General features: G+C 68.4%; 16 protein-coding genes. 7 read left to right on the top strand and 9 right to left on the bottom strand.

The genetic code is table 11. The features are described 5' to 3' along the window. The first annotated feature begins 81 nt into the window (after positions 1–81). Positions 82–741: a DsbA family protein gene (locus CYR75_RS14975; protein ID WP_101500768.1), complete on the top strand. Its 660-nt coding sequence runs from the start codon at positions 82–84 to the stop codon at positions 739–741. 6 nt (positions 742–747) lie between these two features. Here the strand turns inward: CYR75_RS14975 and CYR75_RS14970 are convergent, their stop codons facing one another. Together CYR75_RS14970 and CYR75_RS14965 are read right to left on the bottom strand one after the other, a co-directional pair. After that, a complete protein-coding gene (locus CYR75_RS14970; RefSeq protein ID WP_101500767.1) occupies positions 748–2,004 on the bottom strand; it encodes an MFS transporter in 1,257 nt (418 codons plus the stop codon). An 84-nt stretch (positions 2,005–2,088) separates the two neighbouring features. After that, positions 2,089–4,248 carry a DEAD/DEAH box helicase gene (locus CYR75_RS14965; protein ID WP_101500766.1) on the bottom strand — a complete coding sequence of 720 codons (2,160 nt, stop codon included), beginning with the start codon at positions 4,246–4,248 and terminating at the stop codon, positions 2,089–2,091. Between the two features lie 233 nt (positions 4,249–4,481). On the opposite strand from CYR75_RS14965, the gene CYR75_RS14960 reads away from it, so the two are divergent. Next, positions 4,482–6,164: an alpha/beta hydrolase gene (locus CYR75_RS14960; RefSeq protein ID WP_101500765.1), complete on the top strand. Its 1,683-nt coding sequence runs from the start codon at positions 4,482–4,484 to the stop codon at positions 6,162–6,164. Beyond that, positions 6,161–7,033, top strand: a complete 873-nt coding sequence (locus tag CYR75_RS14955; protein ID WP_101500764.1) for a dienelactone hydrolase family protein — start codon at positions 6,161–6,163, stop codon at positions 7,031–7,033. Before CYR75_RS14960 ends, CYR75_RS14955 begins: the two co-directional genes overlap by 4 nt. A gap of 1 nt (position 7,034) precedes the next feature. On the opposite strand, the gene CYR75_RS14950 is transcribed toward CYR75_RS14955, so the two are convergent. The 4 genes from CYR75_RS14950 to CYR75_RS14935 form a co-directional block, all read right to left on the bottom strand. Next, positions 7,035–8,099, bottom strand: a complete 1,065-nt coding sequence (locus CYR75_RS14950) for an AbrB family transcriptional regulator (protein WP_101500763.1) — start codon at positions 8,097–8,099, stop codon at positions 7,035–7,037. A 90-nt stretch (positions 8,100–8,189) separates the two neighbouring features. Continuing rightward, on the bottom strand, positions 8,190–9,716 hold the full coding sequence (locus CYR75_RS14945) for a tripartite tricarboxylate transporter permease (protein ID WP_101500762.1): 1,527 nt from the start codon (positions 9,714–9,716) through the stop codon (positions 8,190–8,192). 1 nt (position 9,717) lies between these two features. After that, positions 9,718–10,158: a tripartite tricarboxylate transporter TctB family protein gene (locus CYR75_RS14940; protein WP_101500761.1), complete on the bottom strand. Its 441-nt coding sequence runs from the start codon at positions 10,156–10,158 to the stop codon at positions 9,718–9,720. Next, a complete protein-coding gene (locus tag CYR75_RS14935) occupies positions 10,158–11,114 on the bottom strand; it encodes a Bug family tripartite tricarboxylate transporter substrate binding protein (protein WP_101500760.1) in 957 nt (318 codons plus the stop codon). The genes CYR75_RS14940 and CYR75_RS14935 overlap by 1 nt, the downstream gene beginning before the upstream one ends. Before the next feature lie 100 nt (positions 11,115–11,214). Between CYR75_RS14935 and CYR75_RS14930 the strand changes: the two genes are divergently transcribed. Genes CYR75_RS14930 through CYR75_RS14920 form a run of 3 tightly spaced genes read left to right on the top strand, consistent with a single transcriptional unit; the run spans position 11,215 to position 14,230 of the window. After that, complete coding sequence (locus tag CYR75_RS14930) at positions 11,215–11,880, top strand: response regulator transcription factor (protein ID WP_101500759.1); 666 nt, start codon at positions 11,215–11,217, stop codon at positions 11,878–11,880. Further along, the gene (locus CYR75_RS14925) at positions 11,877–13,241 is read left to right on the top strand and encodes a sensor histidine kinase (RefSeq protein ID WP_101500758.1); all 1,365 of its coding nucleotides are present in this window, start codon (positions 11,877–11,879) and stop codon (positions 13,239–13,241) included. Before CYR75_RS14930 ends, CYR75_RS14925 begins: the two co-directional genes overlap by 4 nt. Continuing rightward, positions 13,214–14,230, top strand: coding sequence for an ABC transporter substrate-binding protein (locus tag CYR75_RS14920; RefSeq protein WP_101500757.1), 1,017 nt, complete (start codon positions 13,214–13,216; stop codon positions 14,228–14,230). The genes CYR75_RS14925 and CYR75_RS14920 overlap by 28 nt, the downstream gene beginning before the upstream one ends. 305 nt (positions 14,231–14,535) lie before the next feature. Here the strand turns inward: CYR75_RS14920 and CYR75_RS14910 are convergent, their stop codons facing one another. Further along, positions 14,536–15,549 carry an NAD-dependent epimerase/dehydratase family protein gene (locus CYR75_RS14910; RefSeq protein WP_101500755.1) on the bottom strand — a complete coding sequence of 338 codons (1,014 nt, stop codon included), beginning with the start codon at positions 15,547–15,549 and terminating at the stop codon, positions 14,536–14,538. Between the two features lie 178 nt (positions 15,550–15,727). On the opposite strand from CYR75_RS14910, the gene CYR75_RS14905 reads away from it, so the two are divergent. Further along, a complete protein-coding gene (locus CYR75_RS14905; RefSeq protein WP_101500754.1) occupies positions 15,728–19,165 on the top strand; it encodes an indolepyruvate ferredoxin oxidoreductase family protein in 3,438 nt (1,145 codons plus the stop codon). A gap of 161 nt (positions 19,166–19,326) precedes the next feature. Here the strand turns inward: CYR75_RS14905 and CYR75_RS14900 are convergent, their stop codons facing one another. Both CYR75_RS14900 and CYR75_RS14895 read right to left on the bottom strand, forming a co-directional pair. Next, on the bottom strand, positions 19,327–20,586 hold the full coding sequence (locus CYR75_RS14900; RefSeq protein ID WP_101500753.1) for a PP2C family protein-serine/threonine phosphatase: 1,260 nt from the start codon (positions 20,584–20,586) through the stop codon (positions 19,327–19,329). A gap of 301 nt (positions 20,587–20,887) precedes the next feature. Next, positions 20,888–21,502, bottom strand: a complete 615-nt coding sequence (locus CYR75_RS14895; protein ID WP_101500752.1) for a queuosine precursor transporter — start codon at positions 21,500–21,502, stop codon at positions 20,888–20,890. Positions 21,503–21,520: the final 18 nt, after the last annotated feature.

The raw sequence follows: 21,520 nt of genomic DNA, 5'->3' as shown, positions 1-21,520 counted from the left end.
CGTCAGGGTCGCGGCGAGTTTTCAGACCGCCGTTTCAACCGCACGACCCCAACCGCCCGACTTCAACCGCATGAGGCCCCCATGACCGATCCACGCCCCACCCTTTCCGCCATCGACCGGCGCAGCCTGATCGCGGCAGGCGCCGGGGCCGCAGCGGTCAGCCTGCTGCCGGCGGCGGCAAGCGCGCGCATCCCGCATCCCAACCCGATGCCGGCCGAGCTGCGCAAGGCGCTGGAACGCAACCCCGCGACACCGGTTCTGGGCAACCCCAAGGGCGATGTCACGCTGACCGAGTTTTTCGACTATAACTGCCCCTTCTGCCGCAAGAACATGAAGGACGTGCAGCGTCTCATCAACGAGGACAAGCAGCTGCGCGTGGTGTTCCGCGAATGGCCGGTCTTTGGCGAGGGCTCGATGTTCGCGACCAAGGCCTCGCTCGCCTCGCTGCGGCAGGGGAAATACTGGGCCTTTCACAGCGCCATGATGACCATGACCGGCCGCGCGGAAGAGGCGACGGTGCTGCGCGCCGCGCGTCAGGTCGGCCTCGACATCGACAAGCTGCGCGCGGACATGGAAAAGCGCGAGATCCTCGACCAGATCTACGAGACGATGGATCTGGCCGACACCATGATGCTGACCGGCACGCCCAGCTTCATCGCCGGGCACGAGGCGGCGTTCGGCAAGCTGTCGCTGTCGGATCTGAAATCGCTGGTTGCGGATGCCCGCAAATACGAGGTCTAGCCGCCGCTATGGCGCCTTGGCCGGGCCGGGGCCAAGGGTCAAGCCCGCCAGTTCCGCCTTGCGCGGCAGCAGGATCGCCAGCAGCCCCATCAGCGGCATGAAGGCGCAGATCTTGTAGACGAAGGCGACGCCGTGGCTGTCGGCGACCAGCCCCAGCACGGCCGCCGCGACCCCGCCCATGCCGAAGGCAAAGCCGAAGAAGATCCCCGCGATCAGCCCGACCCGGCCCGGCACCAGTTCCTGCGCAAAGACCACGATGGCCGGGAAGGCCGAGGCTAGGATGACGCCGATGATCACCGTCAGCACCCCGGTCGCGAACAGCCCGACATAGGGCAGCGCCAGCGTGAAGGGCAGCACCCCCAGGATCGAGATCCAGATCACCGTCAGCGGCCGGAAGCGGTCGCCCAGCGGCCCGCCCAGCATCACCCCCGCCGCCATCGCGGCCAGGAACAGGAACAGCATCAGCTGCGATTGCTGCTGGCTAAGGCCGAAGCGGTCGATCAGGAAGAACATGTAATAGCTGGTGATCGACGCGGTGTAGATGTTCTTGGAAAAGGTCAGCAGCGCCAGCACCACCACCGCCTGCCGCACCCGACGACGCGACAGCCCATGCGTGACCACCCGCATCCGCGCCCCGGCCGAGGCGCGCACCCGCTCGCCATACCAGCGCCCGACGCGGGTCAGGATGACGATGCCCAGCGCCGCCAGCACCGTGAACCACAGGATCGACCCGCGCCCCTGCGGCACCACGATGAACGCCGCCAGCAGCGGACCCATCGCGGACCCGGCATTGCCGCCGACCTGAAACAGCGATTGCGCGGTGCCATAGCGCCCGCCCGAAGCCATCCGCGCCACCCGGCTCGATTCGGGGTGAAAGATCGCCGAGCCGACGCCGATCAGCATCGCCCCGGTGACCAGCACCGGATAATTCGGCGCCAGCGCCAGCGCCACCAGCCCCAGCAGCGACGAGGTCATGCCCAGCGGCAGCGACATCGGCATCGGGCGGCGGTCGGTCATCAGACCCACGGCGGGTTGCAGCAGCGAGGCGGTGCCCTGAAAGGCGAATGTCAGCAGCCCAATCTGCCAGAACTGCAGCGCGAATTCGGCCTTGAGCAGCGGATAGATCGCCGCCAGCAGCGATTGCGTCACGTCGTTCAGCAGATGGCAGAGGCTGATCCAGCCCAGAATGAGCCAGGTCGTCCGCTCGGGCGCGGTGGCCGCGGCCGGGGGCGGCGGGGCAGAGATGGGGGCAGCCTGCGACATGTTGTCCTCTGCCCGCCTTATTCGACCCGCAGGCGACCGGCGTCAAGCCTGCTTGGCAGCTTGGCGCCGGTCTGGCCTGACGGGCTAGATGCGGTTCTTGGGACGGCGCGGCGGGGCGTCGCCACCCGGCCGGCTGCGCACCGCACCGGGCCGGGCCGGCTTGCCCTTGGGCGCATAGCTGCCCTTGGCGGCGGGCTTGGGCGCGCCGGGGCGGCTGGCGGGCTTGCCATAGGGCTTGGCTGCGGCCGCGCCGGGCTTGGCGGGTTTGCCAAAGGGTTTGGCAGCCGCGCCCGGTTTGGCGGATTTGTCCCAGGGCTTGGACTTCGCGTAGGCAGGCTTGGCGTAGGCGGGCTTGCCGTTGCCGGGCTTGCCGCTGCCCGGCTTGCCATGGTCCGATTTGCCATGATCGGGCTTGCCATAATGGGCCTTGCCATCATCCGGCTTGGGCGCGCGGTCGGGACGCGGGGCGTGGTCCGGCGCGGCCTGTTCGGGTTCGGCCTGAACCGGCGTCCATTTCCGCGCCGGCTTTTCGGCAGGCGCGGGGGTCTCCCGCGCCGCGGCCGGTGCCGGCGGCGCGGCGGGTGCCTCGGCCGTGCGTGGGCCCTTGCGATGCGGCTTGCGATCCGTCTTGTCCAGACGCGGGCGCGGGGCCTGCGGGGTCAGGTCCGGCTCACCGCGCATCCGGCGCATGACCAGACCCGGTTCCAGCTCGATCTCGTCGCCAAAGCGGGGGGCGTCGCCGGTCGCGATCTGGACATGGGTCTCGTGCTCGCGCACGCGGATCGCGCCGATGGCGTCGCGGGTGATGCTGCCGGCCTCGCAGATCTTGGGCAGCAGCCAGCGCGCCTCGGCCCGGCCGCTATGGCCGACCGAGAGGGTAAACCAGATCGAGGCCCCGAATTCGCGCGCCGGACGCGGTGGCGGCGCCTGACCGGGGGCGGGCATGTCCGACAGCTCTTCCGGCGGCGGGCGGCCTTCGCGCCAAAGCTGGACGAAGGCGGCCGCGAGTTGCCGCGGACCCAGACGTTCGAGCAGCGCATCGGCCACGGTCATGTCCTCAAGCTCGGCATTCAGCGCCGGGTCCTGCATCATGCGGGCGTCGTCGCGGGCCGTGACCTCGTCGGCCGAGGGCGCCTGCCCCCATTCCGCCGTGACCTTGGCCCCCTGCAGCAACCGCTGCGCCTTTTTATACTCGGCAGGCGGCACGATCAGCGCCGAGACGCCCTTGGCGCCCGCCCGTCCGGTCCGGCCAGAGCGGTGCAGCAGGATCTCGTAATTCGTCGGCAGATCGGCGTGGATCACCAGTTCCAGCCCCGGCAGGTCTATCCCGCGAGCGGCCACGTCGGTCGCGATGCAGACGCGGGCGCGGCCATCGCGCAGCGCCTGCAGCGCGTGGGTGCGTTCCTGTTGCGACAGCTCGCCCGACAGCGAGACGACGCGAAAACCGCGATTGCCCATCCGCGCCAGCAGATGATTCACATTGGCGCGGGTCTTGCAGAAGATGATCGCGGTCCGCGCCTCGTAATAGCGCAGCAGGTTGAAAATCGCGTTCTCGCGGTCGCGGGCGGCGACGGTCAGGGCGCGATAGGTGATGTCGCCATGCTGACGCGCCTCGCCCATCGCCGCAATCCGGCGTCCGTCGCGCTGGAAATCGCGGGCCAGTTTCTCGATCGCGGGCGGCACGGTGGCCGAGAACATCAGCGTCCGCCGCTGTTCCGGGGCCGAGCCGAGGATGAATTCCAGATCCTCGCGAAAGCCCAGATCCAGCATCTCGTCGGCCTCGTCCAGAACCGCGACGCGCAGCGCCGACAGGTCCAGACTGCCGCGCTCGATATGGTCGCGCAGACGGCCGGGGGTGCCGACGACGATCTGCGCGCCACGCGCCAGCGCCCGCCGCTCGGTCCGGTAATCCATGCCGCCGACGCAGGTCGCGACCTGCGCGCCGGTGTCGCGGTAAAGCCAGCTGAGTTCGGTCGCCACCTGCAGCGCCAGTTCGCGCGTCGGCGCAATCGCCAGCGCCAGCGGCGCGTCGGATTGCGGCATCACATCTGCGCCGCCCAGCAGATCGGGCGCGGCGGCAAGCCCGAAGGCCACCGTCTTGCCCGAGCCGGTCTGCGCCGAGACCAGCAGGTCGCGGCCGCGCAGATCGGGTTCCAAAACGGCGTTCTGGACCGAGGTCAATGTCTCATAGCCGCGTTCGGCCAGCGTCGCGGCCAGAGGCGCGGCAATATCTTGTAGGGTCATGTTCTTTGCCTGATGAGGCCACTCGGGCCGGGAAACTCGGCCCGGTCCGCTGCGCCGCGCGGCCCCAATTGCCCGCGGGCCGCCTCAAACAGCCGATCCGCGGTTCTAGACGCCTCGTCCGGTCATGTCAAAGGCCGAATCAAGGCGACGTTGCGGCGGGCACTGGACCGGGGCGGCGGTTTCGCGCTAACCCGTGGGTTGATCCGTCCAGGGATCTGAAATCGAAGGTGGCGATGCGCATCGACCCAATCCGGCCATTCGGCCTGTCCCTGTTTCCCCTGACCCTTGGCCTTGCCTGTTTCGCGGCCTCGCTGACCCCGTCCCTGCTACCGCGAAGCTGGCTGGTGCAGGGCGTGCTGGGCGGCGTGGTGCTGGCGTTGGGGTATCTGACCGGCAGCATGATCATGTCGGCCTGGCGGCAGATGGCGATGCCGATGCTGCGCGGCCGCGCCGCCGGCTGGGCCCATGCGCTGCTGCTGGGGCTGGTGCTGGGCGCGCTGGCGGTGGCGCTGGTTCACGCGCTGGACTGGCAGAACGACATCCGCACGCGCATGGGCCTGCCGCTGGCCGATGCCGGCCACGAGGTTCGCGTCGTGCTGCTGGCGGCGCTGGTCGGGCTGGCGCTGCTGCTGGTGGGTTTCGCGGTGCAGTTCGGCTTTGACTGGGTGCGCCACCGGCTGTATCGCCACATGCCGCGCCGACGCAGCAACGCGATCGGGCTGCTTATCACGGTGCTGGCGCTGTTCTTCCTGACCCGAGACGGCGTCGTCGACCGCCTCTATCGGATGCTCGACCAGGTCTATTTCACCGCGCAGGACCTGTTCGACACCGCGCCCCCCGCGCCGGACAGCCCGCTGGTGCCGGGCGGGCCGGGATCGGCCGTCGACTGGGCCGCCATGGGACAGCCCGGACGCGATTTCGTCACCGGAGGGCCGGACGCCGCCGCCATTTCGGCCTTTACCGGGCAGCCGGCGCTTGACCCGGTGCGGGTCTATGTGGGCCTCGCCCAGCTTGACGAGCCAGAGGACCGGGCCGAGCTGGCGCTGGCCGAGCTGATCCGGCTGGGCGGCTTCGACCGCAAGGTGCTGGTCGTCACCATGCCCACCGGCACCGGCTGGATGGACCCCGGCAGCCATGACGTGCTGGAATACATGCATGGCGGCGATGTCGCGACGGTGGCGGTGCAGTATTCCTATCTGCAATCGCCCATGGCGCTGATCTTTGAAACCGATGCCGGGCTGTCGCAGGCGCGCAGCCTGATCTCGACCATCCACCGCTATTGGCGCGACCTGCCGCCCGACGCGCGGCCCCGGCTGTACATGCACGGGCTCAGCCTTGGCGCATGGGCGTCGATGTATGGCACCGACCTGTTCGCGCTGCTCGACGACCCGGTGCATGGCGCGCTGTGGGCCGGACCGCCCTTCCCCTCGGGGCTGTGGAACGAGGCGATGGCCCGGCGCAATCCCGGCTCGCGCTATGTCGCGCCCGACGTGGCCGATGGCCGGCTGATCCGCTTTGCCAGCCACACCCGCGATGCGGGCGGGACCGGCGGCTGGGGCAGCATGCGGCTGGTGTTCCTGCAATACGCCTCGGACCCGATCACCTTCTACGAGCCGACCTCGGTCTGGCGCGCCCCGCAATGGATGCGAGAGCCGCCCGCCCCCGATGTCTCGCCCGCGCTGCGTTTCATCCCGCTGGTCACGCAGGCGCAGCTTGTCGTCGACATGCTGCTGGCCAACACCGCGCCGCCCGGCCACGGCCATTCCTATTACCCCCGCGACTATGTCAGCCCGTGGCAGGCGGTGACCGCGCCCGAAGGCTGGACCGATGCCGATAGCGCCCGCCTGATCGCCATTTGCAGCGCGGGCGAGAACAAGGGCCTCAAGCGCGGCTGCCCCGATCCGGCGGCATCATGAGCGCGCCGCGCCCCGACAGGCGGCGCCGCTGGCGGCGCGGGTTGCTGCTGGGCGCGGGGCTGATCGTGCTGCTGCTGGCCGGGATCGGCGCGAACACCGTGCGCAACCGCGCCGGGCTGACGCCGGTCCATGACAGCATCGCCGAGCGGGTGGCGGAACTCGCCCCGTTCTGGCGCATGGTCCCGCCGCAGGCGGCGCTGTCGCAGGCCCGCGCGGTGCTGATGTCGGGCTGCGACGGGCCGCGCGACAACATGGATTTCTGGGCCGGGCTGCTGGCTGAAACCGGCCGCCCCGGTCTGATCATCGACAGCCACTCGCCCCGCCATCTGGACGGGTGGGAGCTGTGGCGTCTGGTCTGCGCCGGTCAGGTGCTGCCGGGGGCCGAACGCGCGGGCGATCTGGTCGCGGGCCTGTCGCTGACCGGCAGGGCGCCCGTGGTGCTGCTGGGGGCCTCGCATGGCGGCTGGACGGTGTTGGAGTTTCTGGCCCAGGCCGTGACCGGCACCACCCCGCCGGGGATCGAGGGCGGCCCCGCCCGCCCCGACAATCTGCTGCCGCAGGTGCAGGCGGTGGTGCTGCTTTACCCCTATTGCGGGCTGCTGAACGGGGCCGATCAGGGCGATTGGCAGAACGCGCCGCCGATCCTGATGGTCGGCGCGGCCGAGGATGAGATCGTCAGCACCCCGGCCTGCGCCGCGCTGGCCGAGCGGCTGCGCCAGCGCGGGGCGCGGATCGACTGGCATGTGCTGCCGGGGGCCGGGCACGGATTCGACCAGCGCGAGCGGGCGGCGTTTTCGACCCTGACCTTCGACCCCGCGCAGCGCGCGCACGCCGCCGATCTGGTCCGCGCGTTTCTGGCAGCGAACTGACTCAGCGTCGCGTTCTGTCGTCGCCCCGCACCAGCAGACGGGCGGCCACCGGGGCCAGCAGGATCACCAGCACCAGCCGCAACAGGTGGTGGCTGACGACAAAGGCCAGATCGGCGCCGGCGATGATGGCGATGACCACCATCTCGGCCTGACCGCCGGGCAGAAAGGCCAGAAACGCCTCGAGGGCGGGGGCAAGGCCAAGGCTGACCAGCGTCTCGATGAAGATCAGGCTGATCAGCGCCAGCGCCAGCGTATAGGCCAGCCCGGCGGTGACATCGACGCGCAGCTCTCGCAGCGTGATGCCGACATATTTCACGCCGACCGACATGCCGATGAAGAACTGCGCCGCCTGAATCACCTCGGCCGGGGGGCGGGCATGGATGATGCCGGTCAGGCTGAGGATGGTGGCCAGGATCATCGGCCCCAGGATCGAAGCGCCGAACAGGCCCAGCCGCTCGGCGATCTTCCAGCCCATATACCCGGCCGCGACCATGACCGCGATCTCGCGCAGCGAGGTCTGCGCGATCGGCGTGCCGGGCGGCTGCGACAGGTCCAGCCCCCAGGCCATCGACATCATCAGCGGCGCCACGGTGACGATGACCAGCACCCGGGTTGCATGGATCAGCGACAGCGCGCGCACATCGCCGCCGGCCTCTTCGCCAAAGACCAGCATGTCCTGCAGCCCTCCCGGCATCGCCCCATACCAGGCGGTCGCGTGGTCGAAGCCGAAGACGCGGCGAAACAGCGGATAGCCGACCAGCGCGATAACGCAGACGAACAGCGGCACCATGGCAAGCGAGACCGCAATATCACCCAGCCGCGAGACCACCTGCGGCGTGATCGAGGCCCCGACCGCGACACCCAGAAAGGTCCGCATGAAGACGCCCAGCTGCCCCGACCCGGCCAGCCGCGCCCCCATCAGCGCCGCCGCAAGGCAGGCCAGCATCGGCCCCAGCAGCATCGGCAGCGGCAGGCCCAGCGCCACGAACACCGCCGCGCCGACCCCGGCAATGGCAAAGGTCAGCGCGCGGCGGCGCGTCAGCTTGTGGCGGAAAACGGGCGGCATCACGGGCATCAGGTCAATCGCTGGCAAAGGAAAGACGCCGCGCCGCCGCTGCTGCGGCAGGCGCGGCGCCGGGGACGCAGGCCGGCGGGCCTAGTCCTCGTTCGCGCCCTCGGCCGTGGCGGGCAGAGGCGGTTTTTTCAGCAGGCGGCGCAGGAACAGCGGCGCGACAAAGCCGATGACCGCCGCCGTCCACAGCCCGATCGAGATGGGCGAGCTGAACAGATAGGTCCAGTCGCCATTCGACAGCACCATGGCGCGGCGCAGCGAATCCTCCATCTGGTTGCCCAGCAGGATGCCGAGGATCACCGGAACCGTCGGCATGTCCAGCTTGCGCATGACGTAGCCCAGCAGGCCGAAGCCGACCATCATCATCATGTCGAAGCTGGACCCGGTCAGCGAGAAGATGCCCACAAAGGCCACCATCGTCACCCCCGGCAGCAGCACCCAGGCCGGCACCGACAGGATCAGCACAAAGATGCGGACCATCGGCACGTTCATCAGCAGCAGCACGACGTTGGCGATCAGAAGCGAGGCGATCAGCGACCACACCACCTCGGGCCGCTCGGCAAACAGCAGCGGACCCGGCGTGATGTTCAGCGTCAGCAGCAGCGCCAGCAGGACCGCCGTGGTCCCCGACCCCGGCACGCCCAGCGTCAGCATCGGCACCAGCGCCCCACCGGCGGCGGCGTTGTTGCCTGCCTCGGGCGCGGCCACGCCCTTGGGGTTGCCCTTGCCAAAGCTCGACTTGTCCCGCGCCACGGATTTTTCCGCCATATAGGCCAGAAACGACCCCAGCGAGGCGCCCGCACCCGGCAGGACACCGGCGACAAAGCCGATCCCGGTGCCGCGCAGCATGGCGCCAAAGGTCTGCCGCAGCATCCGCCACGGCACCAGCACCTTGCTGAGCTTGACGCCGATGGCGCTGTTCTTGCCGTGCGATTCGATGAAGAAGAACACCTCGGCCACGGCGAACAGACCGACGATGGCGACCAGGAAATCGATCCCGTCCATCAGGTGCAACTGGCCGAAGGTAAAGCGCGGCATCCCCGTGGTCTGGTCCATGCCGATCATCGCCAGCCCCAGACCGATGGCGGCGGCCAGCGCCGATTTCGCCTGATTGTTCGACCCCATCCCGCCCAGCGTGCAGAAGGCCAGCATATACAGCGCGAAATATTCAGCCGGGCCAAAGCGATAGGCGACGCGCGCCAGCATCGGGGCCAGGAACATCAGCAGGATCGTGGCGACAATCGCGCCGACGAAAGAGGCGACGCCCGACACCACCAGCGCCTCGGACGCCTGACCCTTGCGGGCCATGGGATAGCCGTCCAGCGTGGTCATCATGGCGGGTTCATCGCCCGGGATGTTCAGCAGGATGGACGAGATCCGGCCGCCATACATGGCGCCGTAATAGACGCTGGTCAGCAGCACCAGCGCGGAAATCGCATCCAGCCCCATCGAGAACGAGATCGGGATCAGCAGCGCCACGCCGTTCGACGGCCCCAGCCCCGGCAGCAGCCCGACAATCGTGCCGATAAAGGCCCCGATCACCGCCAGCATCAGCGTATAGGGCGAGGCCGCGATGCCAAAGCCCATCATCAGGTTGGAAAACACGTCCATCTCAGATCCCCCAACCCTGCGGCAGCCCTTGCAGGCCCAGCCCCAGCACCACCTTGAACAGCAGGAACAGCCCGATCCCCAGCCCGACGCCGGTCAGCGCCGCGGCCACGGGGCGGGGATTGATCAGATAGCTGATGATCCCAGAGGCGACGATTGTCGGCAGGATGAAGCCCAGATCGTCGATCAGATAGGCATAGCCCAGCAGCACCGCCAGCGCGATGCCCAGTTGCACCAGCGTGCCCGCCACAGGCCAGTCCGGCTCGGGATCGGGACGCAGCACCATGACCAGCGAGCAGATCAGCGTCACGCCCGCGATGATATAGGGAAAGACCCTGGGCCCCACGGGGTCCGACATGAAGCTGGTCGCGATATTTCGGGCGCCGAGAATATATCCCAGCGCCACAAAGATCATGACCAGACCAAAGATCCGGTCGCCGCGCATCACTGGATCAGTCCGATCTCTTGCGAGATTTCCTTGATCTGGGCGATGTTGTCATCGACAAACGCCTCGAACTCGTCGCCGAACATGTCATAGGGCGCCAGTCCGTTCTCGGCCATCGCCTTCTTCCATTCGTCCGACGCGCCGACCTTTTGCAGGCGATCGACCCATTTGGCGTAGTCCTCGTCCGAGATGCCCTTGGGCACATAGATGCCGCGCCAGTTCATCGCCGTCATGTCGACGCCCTGTTCCTTGGCGGTGGGGATGTCCTCGAACCCCTCGACGCGCTCATCGGCCAGCACCGCGATCGGACGCACATCGCCCGACTTGATGAAGCCGGTGATTTCGGACAGGTCGCCCGTCATCGCCTGCGAGAAGCCGCCGACGGTCTGGGTGATCGCCTCGGCGCCGCCATTCAGGCCGATATACTTGATCTGACGCAGGTCCTCGACGCCGGCCTCGTCCATCACCATCAACACCTTGAGGTGATCGAAACCGCCCACGGCCGAGCCGCCGGCGAATGCGACCGAACCCGGATCGGCCTTCACCATCTCGATCAGCTGCGGCAGATCCTTGATCTCGCTGTCGGCGGCGACCACGATCACGCCCGGATCGCCCCCGATGGACCCGACCCAGCGGACCTGATCGGCGGTCGCACCGGCGAAGGCGTTCTGCGCCAGACGGGTGGTCGTCGCGGACGACGCGGCCACGAACAGATCGGCGTCGTTGTTGCGCTTGCTGACGACCTGCGCATAGGCGACGCCGCCGCCCGCACCGGCGAGGTTCGTGACCTGCACCATGTTATCGACCAGCCCCAGATCATGCATAATCTTGCCGATCTGGCGGCAGGTAAAGTCCCAGCCGCCGCCGGGGTTGGCGGGTGCGATGCACTCGGCCGCCATGGCCGGCGCGGCCGTCAGGATCAGGGCCGCTGCTGCGGCGCGAATAGTCTTCTTCATGCTGTCCTCCCATTGATTCAGCAGGCAATCACCTTGCAGCCTACAGCTTTTGCTGAAAAGCTGACATCAAGCTGTCACGGATGCGGAATTTTCCGGCGGAATGCGCTTTCTTCTGGTCGAGGATAACGACGATCTGGCGCAGGCCATCGTTGCAAGGCTGTCATTGGACGGCCACGGGGTGGACCGCGCGGCCACGCTCGACGATGCCGATCACTTCACCGCCGGCGCGCCCTATGACCTGATCCTGCTGGATCTGGCGCTGCCCGATGGCGACGGGCGGCAATTCCTGACCCGCGCCCGCGCGCGCGGCATCGACACGCCGGTGATCGTGCTGACCGCCAGTTCCGCCGTCGGCGACCGCGTCGATACGCTGGACATCGGCGCTGACGATTACATGACCAAGCCCTTTGATTTCAACGAACTAGAGGCCCGCTGCCGCGCCATCCTGCGGCGGCGCGGCGGTGTGGCGCAAAGCCTGCGGCAGTTCGCGGGCTTTGCCTTCGACCCCCTCGCCGCGACCCTGACCATCGGCGCCGAGACCCGAGAGCTGCGCGCACGCGAGCTGCGCCTGCTCGAGATCCTGCTGACCCGGCCCGGCCAGACCTTTTCCAAATCGCATCTGATCGACCGGCTGTTTTCCTATGATGAGACGGTCAGCGACAACGCGATCGAGGTCTATGTCGGCCGCCTGCGCCGCAAGCTGGACGGCTCGGGCGCGCGGCTCGAAACGCTGCGCGGGCTGGGTTACCGGCTGCTGCCGGAATGACACCCGTCTCGCTTCGGCAGCGGCTGGCGGCGCAATGGGTGGCGCTGGCGCTGATACTGGCGCTGGCGCTATTTCTGGCGGTGCGGGTGACGGCGGAGCGCGCCTCGGGGGCGGCCTCGGACGCGGTGCTGGGGGCGGCGCTGCGCTCGATCACCGACGACATCCGGCCGCAGGATGACGGGCTGGAGATCGACCTGCCCTATGCCAGTTTCTCGATGCTGGGCGCGATGGGCGAGGAACGGGTCTTCTACCGCATCGCGCTGGATGACCAGCCGGTGACGGGTTACGACGACCTGCCACTGCCGCCCGGCGCCGACCGTCGCAACAGCGAGGATGCGCGGTTTTATTCCGCCCGCTACCGCGACGCCGATCTGCGGCTGGCGGCACTGGGCCGGACGCTGCTGGTCGATGGCCGCAGTCAGCGTCTGCTGGTCGTGCTGGGCCAGACCCGCTATGGCCAGGCCGAGATCGCCCGGACCACGGCGCGCAATGCCGCCGGGCTGGCGCTGGCCTTTCTGGTGCTGGCGCTGCCGCTGGCGATGTGGGCGGCGGGCCTTGCCCTGCGCCCGGTCGAGCGGCTGGCCCAGGCCGTGCGTCTGCGCGGCGCCCATGACCTGCGCCCGGTCCGCCACCCGGCCCCGCAAGAGCTGGTGCCGCTGGTCGCGGCGCTGAACGGGCTGATCGCGCGGCTGCGCAACACGCTGTCGCGGGCCGAGCATTTCATTCTGGAAGCCGCGCACCGGCTGCGCACGCCCCTGTCGCTGGTCAGGACCGAAACCGACATCGCCCTGCGCCAGGCCCGCACGCCCGAGATGCGCGAACGTCTGCGCCGCATCCTGCGCGCGGTCGAGGAAAGCAGCCGCTCGGCCAACCAGATCCTCGATCACGCCATGGTGCTCTACCGGGCCGAGCGGCCGACGCATGAGGATTTCGACCTGTCGCGCCTGCTGTCCAACGTCGTGGCCGGCGTCGCCCCCATCGCCGAGATGCGCGATATCGGCCTGACCGCCGAGCTGCCGCCCGGCCCCCTGACCCTGCGCGGCGACATCCGCATTATCGAGGTCGCGCTGCGCAACCTGCTGGACAACGCGATCAAATATTCCGAACCCGACGGCGCGATCACCGCCGCGCTGACGGTCACGGCGGGGCAGGCCGTCATCACCATCCGCGATCAGGGCCGCGGCCTGCGCGGCAGCGGCTTCGCCACCCGCTTTCAGCGCGGCCAGAACGTCGAGGACGTCATCGGCTCTGGCCTCGGGCTGACCATCGTGGCCGAGGCCGCCCGCGCCCATCGCGGCCGCTTCACCCTGACCCCGCAACCGACAGGTGGGACATGCGCGCAATTCTTCTTGCCACTCTGATCCTGCTCGCCCTGCCCGCGCAGGCCATGCAGATCGAGGCCGAGGCGAGCTTCGGCACCGGCCCGCGGCATCTGACCGTGATCTCGACGACCGATGTGGCGGCCGTCGAACAGGTGCTGGACGATTTCGCCGCCAGCCATGCCGGCATCACGCTGCGCTATCTGCAGGCGGCGAGTGTCGAGATCGACGCCGCCGTCCGCGCAGCAGAGCCGCCCGCCGATCTGGTCATTTCCTCGGCCATGGGCCTGCAGGTGCGGCTGGTCAATGACGGCTTCGCGCGCCGGCTGGCCCTGCCCGCGCCCGGACTGCCCGACTGGGCGCAATGGCGCGGCCAGCTTTACGGCGTGGGGCTGGAACCGGTGATCGCACTGATCTCGCGCGACGCGCTTGGCGATCTGCCGCTGCCCGCGACACGGCGCGAACTGACGGCGCTGCTGCGCGAACATCCCGACCGGTTCGAGGGCCGCATCGGCAGCTATGATCCGGCGGTGTCGGGCGTGGGCTATTTCCTGCTGGCGCAGGACGCGCGCAAATCCGAGGGCTTCTGGCGTCTGGCCGAGGTGATGGGCCGGCTGAACGCCCGGCTCTATTGCTGCTCGGGCGACATGATCGCGGATCTGCGGGCGGGCAAGCTGGCGCTGGCGTATAATGTCGTGGCCAGCTATGCGGCGCGGACGCTGGCCGACGATCCGCAAATGATCCGGCTCGATTTCGCCGATTACACGCTGGCGATCCAGCGCACCGCCTTCGTGCCGCAGAACGCGCCCGACCCGGAAGGGGGCGCGATGCTGCTGGAATGGCTGCTGACCCGCCCGGCGCAGGCGGGGATCGTGGCGATGTCCGGCACACCGCTTCTGGCGGATGAGGGTCCCGCACCGCCGCCCCATCTGCGGATGATCCCGCTGGATGTCGGCCTGCTGGTCGACGAGGACCGCGCCCGCCGCGCCAGCCTGCTGGCCGAATGGTCAGCGGCGATGACGCAGCCGTAGGCTGGGCGGATTGGTCGTATGACCAAGGCTGCACGCGGCTGACACGGGGCGGAAGTGACCCAAGCCCTGACCCAAGCCCTGACCCAAGCCCTGACCCAAGCCCTGACCCAAGCCCTGACCCAAGCCCTGACCCAAGCCCTGACCCAAGCCCTGACCCAAGCCCTGACCCAAGCCCTGACCCAAGCCCTGACCCAAGCCCTGACCGGGGCTGCCGCGATGTCCTCGTCCCAGCAAGCGGTTTCTGCCCGCAAGCAGCTTTTCTCCGCAGCCTGTTTTGCCCGCGGCTCCCCTCCGGCTCTCGCCGCTCAACTCACCCCATAATACTCCCGGAACCACGCCACATAGGCCCGGGCGCCCTCCTGAACCGAAGTTTGCGGCGCGTATCCCGTCAATCGCCGCAGCAGCGCCGTATCGGCCCAGGTCGCGGGCACATCGCCGGGCTGCATCGGCAGCAGTTCGCGGATCGCCTGCCGGTTCGACGCGGCCTCGATCGCGGCGATGAACTCGGGCAGCGGGACCGACTCGCCATTGCCGATATTGACCACCCGCCACGGTGCGACGGGCGAGAGGCTGTCGCCCGGCTCGATCTGATCCGGCGTCGCCGGGCGGCCGGGCGCGGCGTCGATCAGCAGCCGGATCGCCCGCACCAGGTCGCTGACATAGGTGAAATCGCGCCGCATGTCGCCATGGTTGAAGACCTTGATCGGCCGCCCGTCCAGGATCGCGCTGGTGAACAGGTAAGGCGCCATGTCCGGCCGCCCCCAGGGGCCATAGACGGTAAAGAACCGGAACATCGTCGTGGGAATGTCGAACAGATGCGCATAGCTATGCGCCATCGCCTCGTTCGATTTCTTGGTCGCGGCATAGAAGGACATCTGGCTGTCGGCCTTGTCCGTCTCGCGATAGGGCATCTCGGTGTTGGCGCCATAGACGGAACTGGTCGAGGCCATCAGCAGGTGGCGCGGCGGATGGGCGCGCGCGGCCTCGAGCAGCTCGAAACTGCCCAGCAGATTGGCCTCGACATAGGCGCGCGGGTTCTCGATCGAATAGCGGACCCCGGCCTGCGCGGCCAGATGGACCACCGCCTCGGGCCGGTGGCGGGCGAACAGTTCTGCCAGCAGGCCGGGCGTCTCGACCTTGCCGCGCACTGGCGTAAAGCCGTCGCGTCCGCTCAGACGCGCCTCGCGCGCGGCCTTCAGCGCCGGGTCGTAGTAGTCGTTGTGGCTGTCCAGGCCGACGACCTCATGCCCCTCGGACAGCAACAAATCGGACAAATGATAGCCGATGAACCCGGCCGAGCCGGTAATCAGAACCCTCATGACGCAACCTTCTTTCCAGATCGGCTCTTCGTGTCACGACCCCTGCCGGAGCCGCAAGCCTTGCTGCCGGGACCATGCCCCGCCAGATCGGCGATTTTTTGCAAAGCAGCTTCAACTTTGCCGGATTTCCGCTGCATTTGGGTCTATGCTGCCAAGGCAACGCGCATAAGGAGGAGCCATGCGGGACCACGCGCCGCACAGCTATCGGCTGAAAGATCGCTATGACGCAACCACCGGACGGGTGTTTCTGACCGGAACCCAGGCCCTTGTCCGGGTCCTGCTGGATCAGGCGCGCCGCGACCGTGCGGCCGGGCTGAACACGGCGGGCTATGTCTCGGGCTATCGCGGCTCGCCGCTGGGTGGCGTCGATCAAGAGCTGTGGCGGGCCAAATCGCGGCTGAAGCAGGCGGACATCATATTTCTGCCGGCGGTGAACGAGGATCTGGCGGCGACCGCGGTTCTGGGCGCGCAGCAGGCGGTGCTGGACCCCGACGCGCGGGTCGAGGGCGTCTTTGCGATGTGGTATGGCAAGGGGCCGGGGGTGGACCGCTCGGGCGACGCGCTGCGCCACGGCAACGCCTATGGCAGCGCACCCAAGGGCGGTGTGCTGGTGGTCGCGGGCGACGATCACGGCTGCGTCTCGTCCTCGATGCCGCACCAGTCGGACGTGGCTTTCATGGCGTGGTTCATGCCGGTGCTGAACCCGGCCTCCGTCGCGGAATATCTCAGCTTTGGCGAGTATGGCTATGCCCTGTCGCGCTATTCCGGCACCTGGGTCGGCTTCAAGGCGATTTCCGAGACGGTCGAATCCGGGGCCTCGGTCGAGCTGCCGGCGGACCGGCAGTTCACCCTGCCGCCCTTCGATCCGCCGCCGGGCGGGCTGCATATCCGCGGCGCCGACCTGCCCAGCCCAGAAATCGAGACACGGCTGACCCACAAGCTGCGCGCGGTCGAGGCCTTTGTCGAGGCCAACCCCATCGACCGGCGCATCTATGACATCCGCGACGCATCCTTTGGCATCGTGACCACCGGCAAGGGGCATCTCGACCTGATGGAGGCGCTGCGCCTGCTGGGGCTGGACGAGGCCGCCTGCCGCCGCCTCGGGATCGACATCTACAAGGTCGGGATGGTCTGGCCGCTGGCCCGCCGCGACGCGCTGCGCTTCATGCGTCACAAGGCCGAGGTGCTGGTGATCGAGGAAAAGCGCGGCATCATCGAAAGCCAGTTCAAGGAACATTTCTACGACTGGCCCGGCGACAAGCCGCAGGCGATGGTGGGCAAGCATGACGAGACCGGCGCGCCGCTGATCCCGTTCTCGGGCGAGTTGTCGCCGCGTCTGCTGGTCCCGATCCTCGCCCAGCGGCTGCACCGTCACTTTCCCGACGAAAACCTGCCTGCCCGCGCCGCCGGGCTGATGCAGGTGCCGGATCTGACGATGAATGTTGCGGGGGCGACGCGGACGCCGTGGTTCTGTTCGGGCTGTCCGCACAACACCTCGACCAAGCTGCCGCAGGGCAGCATGGCGGCGTCGGGCATCGGCTGTCATGTCATGGCAAGCTGGATGGACCGCGAGACGGTCGGCTACGCCCAGATGGGTGGCGAGGGCGTGCCGTGGATCGCCCGGCAGCGCTATAATGGCGGCAAGCACATCTTCCAGAACCTGGGCGAGGGGACGTGGTATCATTCGGGCTCGCTGGCCATTCGTCAAGCGGTCGCGGGTGGTGCGAACATCACCTACAAGATCCTGTATAACGATGCCGTCGCCATGACCGGGGGGCAGCCGGTCGACGGGCCGATCAGCGCCGCCGCCATCGCCCAGTCCTGCCGGGCCGAGGGCGTGACCCGCATCGCCGTGGTCAGCGACAACCCCGACAAGTTCGCCCGCAGCGAATTTCCCGCCGAGACCAGCTTTGACCCTCGCGACCGGCTCGACCGGGTGCAGCGCGAATTGCGCGAGATCCCCGGCGTGTCGGTGCTGATCTACGAGCAGACCTGCGCCACCGAACTGCGCCGCCGCCGCAAGCGCGGGCTGGCGCCCGAGCCGGCGCGCTCGGTGGTGATCAACGACCGGGTCTGCGAGGGCTGCGGCGATTGCTCGGTCGCGTCGAACTGCCTGTCGGTCGAGCCGATCGAGACGCCCTTTGGCCGCAAGCGGCAGATCAACCAGAACAGCTGCAACAAGGATTTCTCGTGCCTAGGCGGGTTCTGCCCCAGCTTCGTTACGCTGGAAGGCGCGACGCGGGCCAAGGACCAGGCCGCCGATCTGGACCTGAGCGCGGCGCTGTCGGGCCTGCCGCATCCCGAGCTGCCCAGCCTGAAACGCCCCTTCGACCTGCTGATCGGCGGCGTCGGCGGGACCGGGGTGGTGACGGTGGGCGCGCTGGTCACCATGGCCGCGCATCTTGAGGGCAACGGCGCCTCGGTGCTGGATTTCACAGGGTTCGCGCAGAAATTCGGCACGGTCCTGGGCTATGTCCGGCTGGCCGACACGCCTGAGCAGATCAACCAGCTGCGGATCGAGAACGGCGCCGCCGACGCGGTCATCGGCTGCGATATTGTCGTGGCCTCGGCCCCGCGCGCGTCGGCGCTGTATCGGCGCGGGACGCGGGTATTGCTGAACCTTGCAAAGATGCCCACCGGCGATCTGGTGCTGAACCCCGACGCCGATCTGCGGATCGACGACCGGCTTGACGCCATCGCGCAGGCGGTCGGTCGCGAACATGTCATGGCGCTGGACGCCAACCGTCTGGCCCAGCATCTGCTGGGCGACAGCGTCTTTGCCAATGTGCTGCTGCTGGGTCATGCGTGGCAGTCGGGGCTGGTGCCGGTCAGCCTCGAGGCGCTGCGCGAGGCGATCCGGCTGAACGGCACGGCGGTCGAGATGAACCTGCGCGCCATCGATCTGGGCCGCGTGCTGGCAGCCGCGCCCGAACGCCTGCCCCTGCCCGGCCAGCCCGAGGCGCCCGAGACGACGCCCGCCCTGATCGCGCGGCTGTCGCAGGAGCTTTCGGCCTATCAGGACCGCGCCTATGCCGAGCGGTTCGAAAGCAGGATCAAGCAGTTCCAGCAGGCGCTGCCCGACGCGATTCCCGACGACCTGACGCGGATCGCGGCGCAGTCGCTGTTCCGGCTGATGGCCTACAAGGATGAATACGAGGTCGCGCGCCTGCTGACCGATCCCGGCTTTACCGACAAGCTGGCGAAGGACTGGCAGGGCGGGCGCGTCGTCTATCATCTGGCGCCGCCCTTCCTGCCCGCCCGCAAGGATGCGCGCGGACGCCCGGTCAAGCGCAGCTTCGGGCCGTGGCTGACGCCCCTGCTGCGCGTCATGGCGCGGGGGAAATCGCTGCGGGGCGGGACGCTCGACCCCTTCTCCTACAGCGCCGAGCGGCGGGAAGAGCGAGAGCTGATCGGCTGGTTCGAGGCGATCCTGCACGACCTGCCGCCGATGCTTGCGAGTGCGTCGCCCGACCGGCAGGACGCCGCGGCCGAGGCCGCAGTCCAGATCCTCGGCGCGCCGCAGCTGATGCGCGGCTATGGCCCGGTGAAACGCGCGGCTGTGGCCCGCCAGAAAGAGCTGGCCGAGGCGGCGATGGCGGAATTGTCCGCCGGCTGAGGCGGCGACCACCAGTCCCGCCAGATGCGGCCCGGACCCATGCCACGCCGTCACGGTGCCACCTGCCGGTCGATCAGCACAGCGGCAATCCCCTTGGCGGCCGCCGGCGAAGGCGGCGGCCCCGTATCCCGCCGCAGGCGGCCCGAAGCCATGCCGGCCTGTCACGGCGCCCTCTGCCGCTCGATCAGCACGGCGGAGACGTCGTCCTGCTGGCGGCCGCCGGCGAAGGCCAGCACCGACCAGCTCATCGCCTCGACAAAGGCCTGGCCGCGGTTCAGCTGGTTGGTCTGGAAGATCGCGCGCATCCCCTCTTCGCCCAGCATCTGCCCGGCGGCATTGGTCGCGTCCCAGACCCCGTCCGAGGCGATCAGCAGCCGGTCGCCCGGCTCCAGCGTCAGCGTCACCTCGTCATATTGGGCGTCCTCGACCACCCCGATGGGCAGCCCGCCCTGCCCGATCACCTCGACCGAGCCATCGGCGCGTTGCAGCAGCGGGTGGGGATGCCCGGCCTGGACCAGCGTCACCTGCCCGTTGCTCTGGTCGATCACGGCGTAGACCATGGTGAAATAGGTATCCACGCGCAGATCGGCGAGCATCAGGTGATTGAGGTAACGCGCCAGAATCGAGGGCGGCCGCGAATCGTAAAGCCCCAGATCGTTGATGAACAGCGCCGCGTTCTGGTCCACCGAATGCGAGAACTGCGTCGCCAGCCGCGCCGTCAGCAGCGCCGCCGCGACCCCGTGGCCGGACACGTCGATGGCGAACACACCGAAACGGCGGGCATTGATCGCAAAGCTGCCGGTCAGATCGCCGCCGACATGACCCGCCGGGCTGAGCAGGTTCGAGACGTCGAAATCGCCGAACTTGGCCTGCCGCTCGCCGATCAGGCCCTGCTGCAGGCGGCGGGCCTCGTTCAGGTCGCGGTCCATCGCCACCTGCGCGGCACGCAGCGCCGACAGCGTCTGTTTCAGCCGCTGGTTGGCGCGGTGGGTCTCGTCCTGCAGCCGCAGGATGCGGATGCCGGCGCGCAGACGGGCCAGCAATTCGGCGGCGGAACAGGGCTTGGTCAGAAACTCGTCGGCCCCGGCCTCGAGACCAAAGGCGATATCGGCGGGCTGGTCCTTGACGCAAAGCAGGATGAAAAACACATAGGCGTTGCGCCCCGCCGCCCGCAGATGCTGGCACAGCTGCGGCCCGGTCATGCCCGCCATCACCCAGTCCGACATCACCACATCGGGCCAGCGGGTCTGGCAGAACTCCAGCGCGGCCTCGCCGGTGTCGGCCTCGGCCACCTCATAGCCAGCGCGGGTCAGGTGGATGCGGATCATGGCGCGGTGGGCGCGACTGCCATCGACGACCAGCACCAGGCGCCTGCGTTGGGCGCCGTGCTGCGGTCGGTCTGGCTGATTCCGGTCGGACATGGTTCCGCAGTAACCGAAACATCCTAACCCATTGTGAATCCGCACCGACCCGAAGGCTAAAAATGCAGAACGGGCCGCGCCTTTCGGTCGCGGCCCGCGAGATCTACGGAGATGGTCCGGTTAGGGATCGAAAGATCCGTCCGTCCCAGCCAGGGTTCTGAACCCTTGGGATTGCCCTCAGGCCGCGGCCCCCCCGACTGTCCCGACACCTCTCTCCAATATCACTCTCGACACTGGACCACCTCCTTTCAATATGTTGCCACGTCTGGGCAGGTTGCCACAGCGCCGCAATATGTCAACTCTAAATCCGCGAGGGCTGACGCAACATGTTGCGGACGATCAGGCGGAAGGGCACAAGCGCCAGCAGGGCCAGCGCCAGCTTCATCAGCCAGTCAGCCATGGCGAGCGAGGTCCAGACCGGCGCGTCGGGCCCAAGACCCAGGAGCGGCACCATCTCATTCGCCCAGGCGACGTCGTCGGCCCGGTCGATGAACGCAAAGCTGGTCGAAAACGCGATCGAGAAGAACAGCGTGGTATCCAGGATCGAGCCCAGCAGCGACGACACCAGCGGCGCCTTCCACCAGCCCGACAGATGCCGCATGGCGTTGAAGATGCCGATATCGACAAGCTGCGCCAGCAGGAAGGCGGTGCCCGAGGCGGTGGCGATGCGCAGCGTCGTGCGCTCCATCCCGGCCGCCAGCAGCGAACAAGCGACCCCGGTGACAAACCCGGCCAGCACCACGCGCCGCGCCGCCCTCGCACCATAGACGCGGTTCATCACATCCGTCACCAGAAAGGCAAAGGGATAGGTGATCGCGCCCCAGGTCAGATGCGCGCCCAGTTGAAACTGCACAAGAATGTTGGAGGCCACGACAATGGCGGCCATGGCGATCACGCCGGGAAGAAAGCGGGTCATGGATGCTTCCGTTTTACA

This window comes from Paracoccus jeotgali (assembly GCF_002865605.1).
Taxonomy (GTDB): Bacteria; Pseudomonadota; Alphaproteobacteria; order Rhodobacterales; family Rhodobacteraceae; genus Paracoccus; species Paracoccus jeotgali.
This window is presented reverse-complemented; position numbering and strand designations above follow the sequence as displayed.

Bases quoted from the DNA above. Each gene is read 5' to 3' on its own strand.
- CYR75_RS14975 (WP_101500768.1), top strand. From the start codon at position 82: ATGACCGATCCACGCCCCACCCTTTCCGCCATCGACCGGCGCAGCCTG.
- CYR75_RS14970 (WP_101500767.1), bottom strand. From the start codon at position 2,004: ATGTCGCAGGCTGCCCCCATCTCTGCCCCGCCGCCCCCGGCCGCGGCC.
- CYR75_RS14965 (WP_101500766.1), bottom strand. From the start codon at position 4,248: ATGACCCTACAAGATATTGCCGCGCCTCTGGCCGCGACGCTGGCCGAA.
- CYR75_RS14960 (WP_101500765.1), top strand. From the start codon at position 4,482: ATGCGCATCGACCCAATCCGGCCATTCGGCCTGTCCCTGTTTCCCCTG.
- CYR75_RS14955 (WP_101500764.1), top strand. From the start codon at position 6,161: ATGAGCGCGCCGCGCCCCGACAGGCGGCGCCGCTGGCGGCGCGGGTTG.
- CYR75_RS14950 (WP_101500763.1), bottom strand. From the start codon at position 8,099: ATGCCGCCCGTTTTCCGCCACAAGCTGACGCGCCGCCGCGCGCTGACC.
- CYR75_RS14945 (WP_101500762.1), bottom strand. From the start codon at position 9,716: ATGGACGTGTTTTCCAACCTGATGATGGGCTTTGGCATCGCGGCCTCG.
- CYR75_RS14940 (WP_101500761.1), bottom strand. From the start codon at position 10,158: ATGCGCGGCGACCGGATCTTTGGTCTGGTCATGATCTTTGTGGCGCTG.
- CYR75_RS14935 (WP_101500760.1), bottom strand. From the start codon at position 11,114: ATGAAGAAGACTATTCGCGCCGCAGCAGCGGCCCTGATCCTGACGGCC.
- CYR75_RS14930 (WP_101500759.1), top strand. From the start codon at position 11,215: ATGCGCTTTCTTCTGGTCGAGGATAACGACGATCTGGCGCAGGCCATC.
- CYR75_RS14925 (WP_101500758.1), top strand. From the start codon at position 11,877: ATGACACCCGTCTCGCTTCGGCAGCGGCTGGCGGCGCAATGGGTGGCG.
- CYR75_RS14920 (WP_101500757.1), top strand. From the start codon at position 13,214: ATGCGCGCAATTCTTCTTGCCACTCTGATCCTGCTCGCCCTGCCCGCG.
- CYR75_RS14910 (WP_101500755.1), bottom strand. From the start codon at position 15,549: ATGAGGGTTCTGATTACCGGCTCGGCCGGGTTCATCGGCTATCATTTG.
- CYR75_RS14905 (WP_101500754.1), top strand. From the start codon at position 15,728: ATGCGGGACCACGCGCCGCACAGCTATCGGCTGAAAGATCGCTATGAC.
- CYR75_RS14900 (WP_101500753.1), bottom strand. From the start codon at position 20,586: ATGTCCGACCGGAATCAGCCAGACCGACCGCAGCACGGCGCCCAACGC.
- CYR75_RS14895 (WP_101500752.1), bottom strand. From the start codon at position 21,502: ATGACCCGCTTTCTTCCCGGCGTGATCGCCATGGCCGCCATTGTCGTG.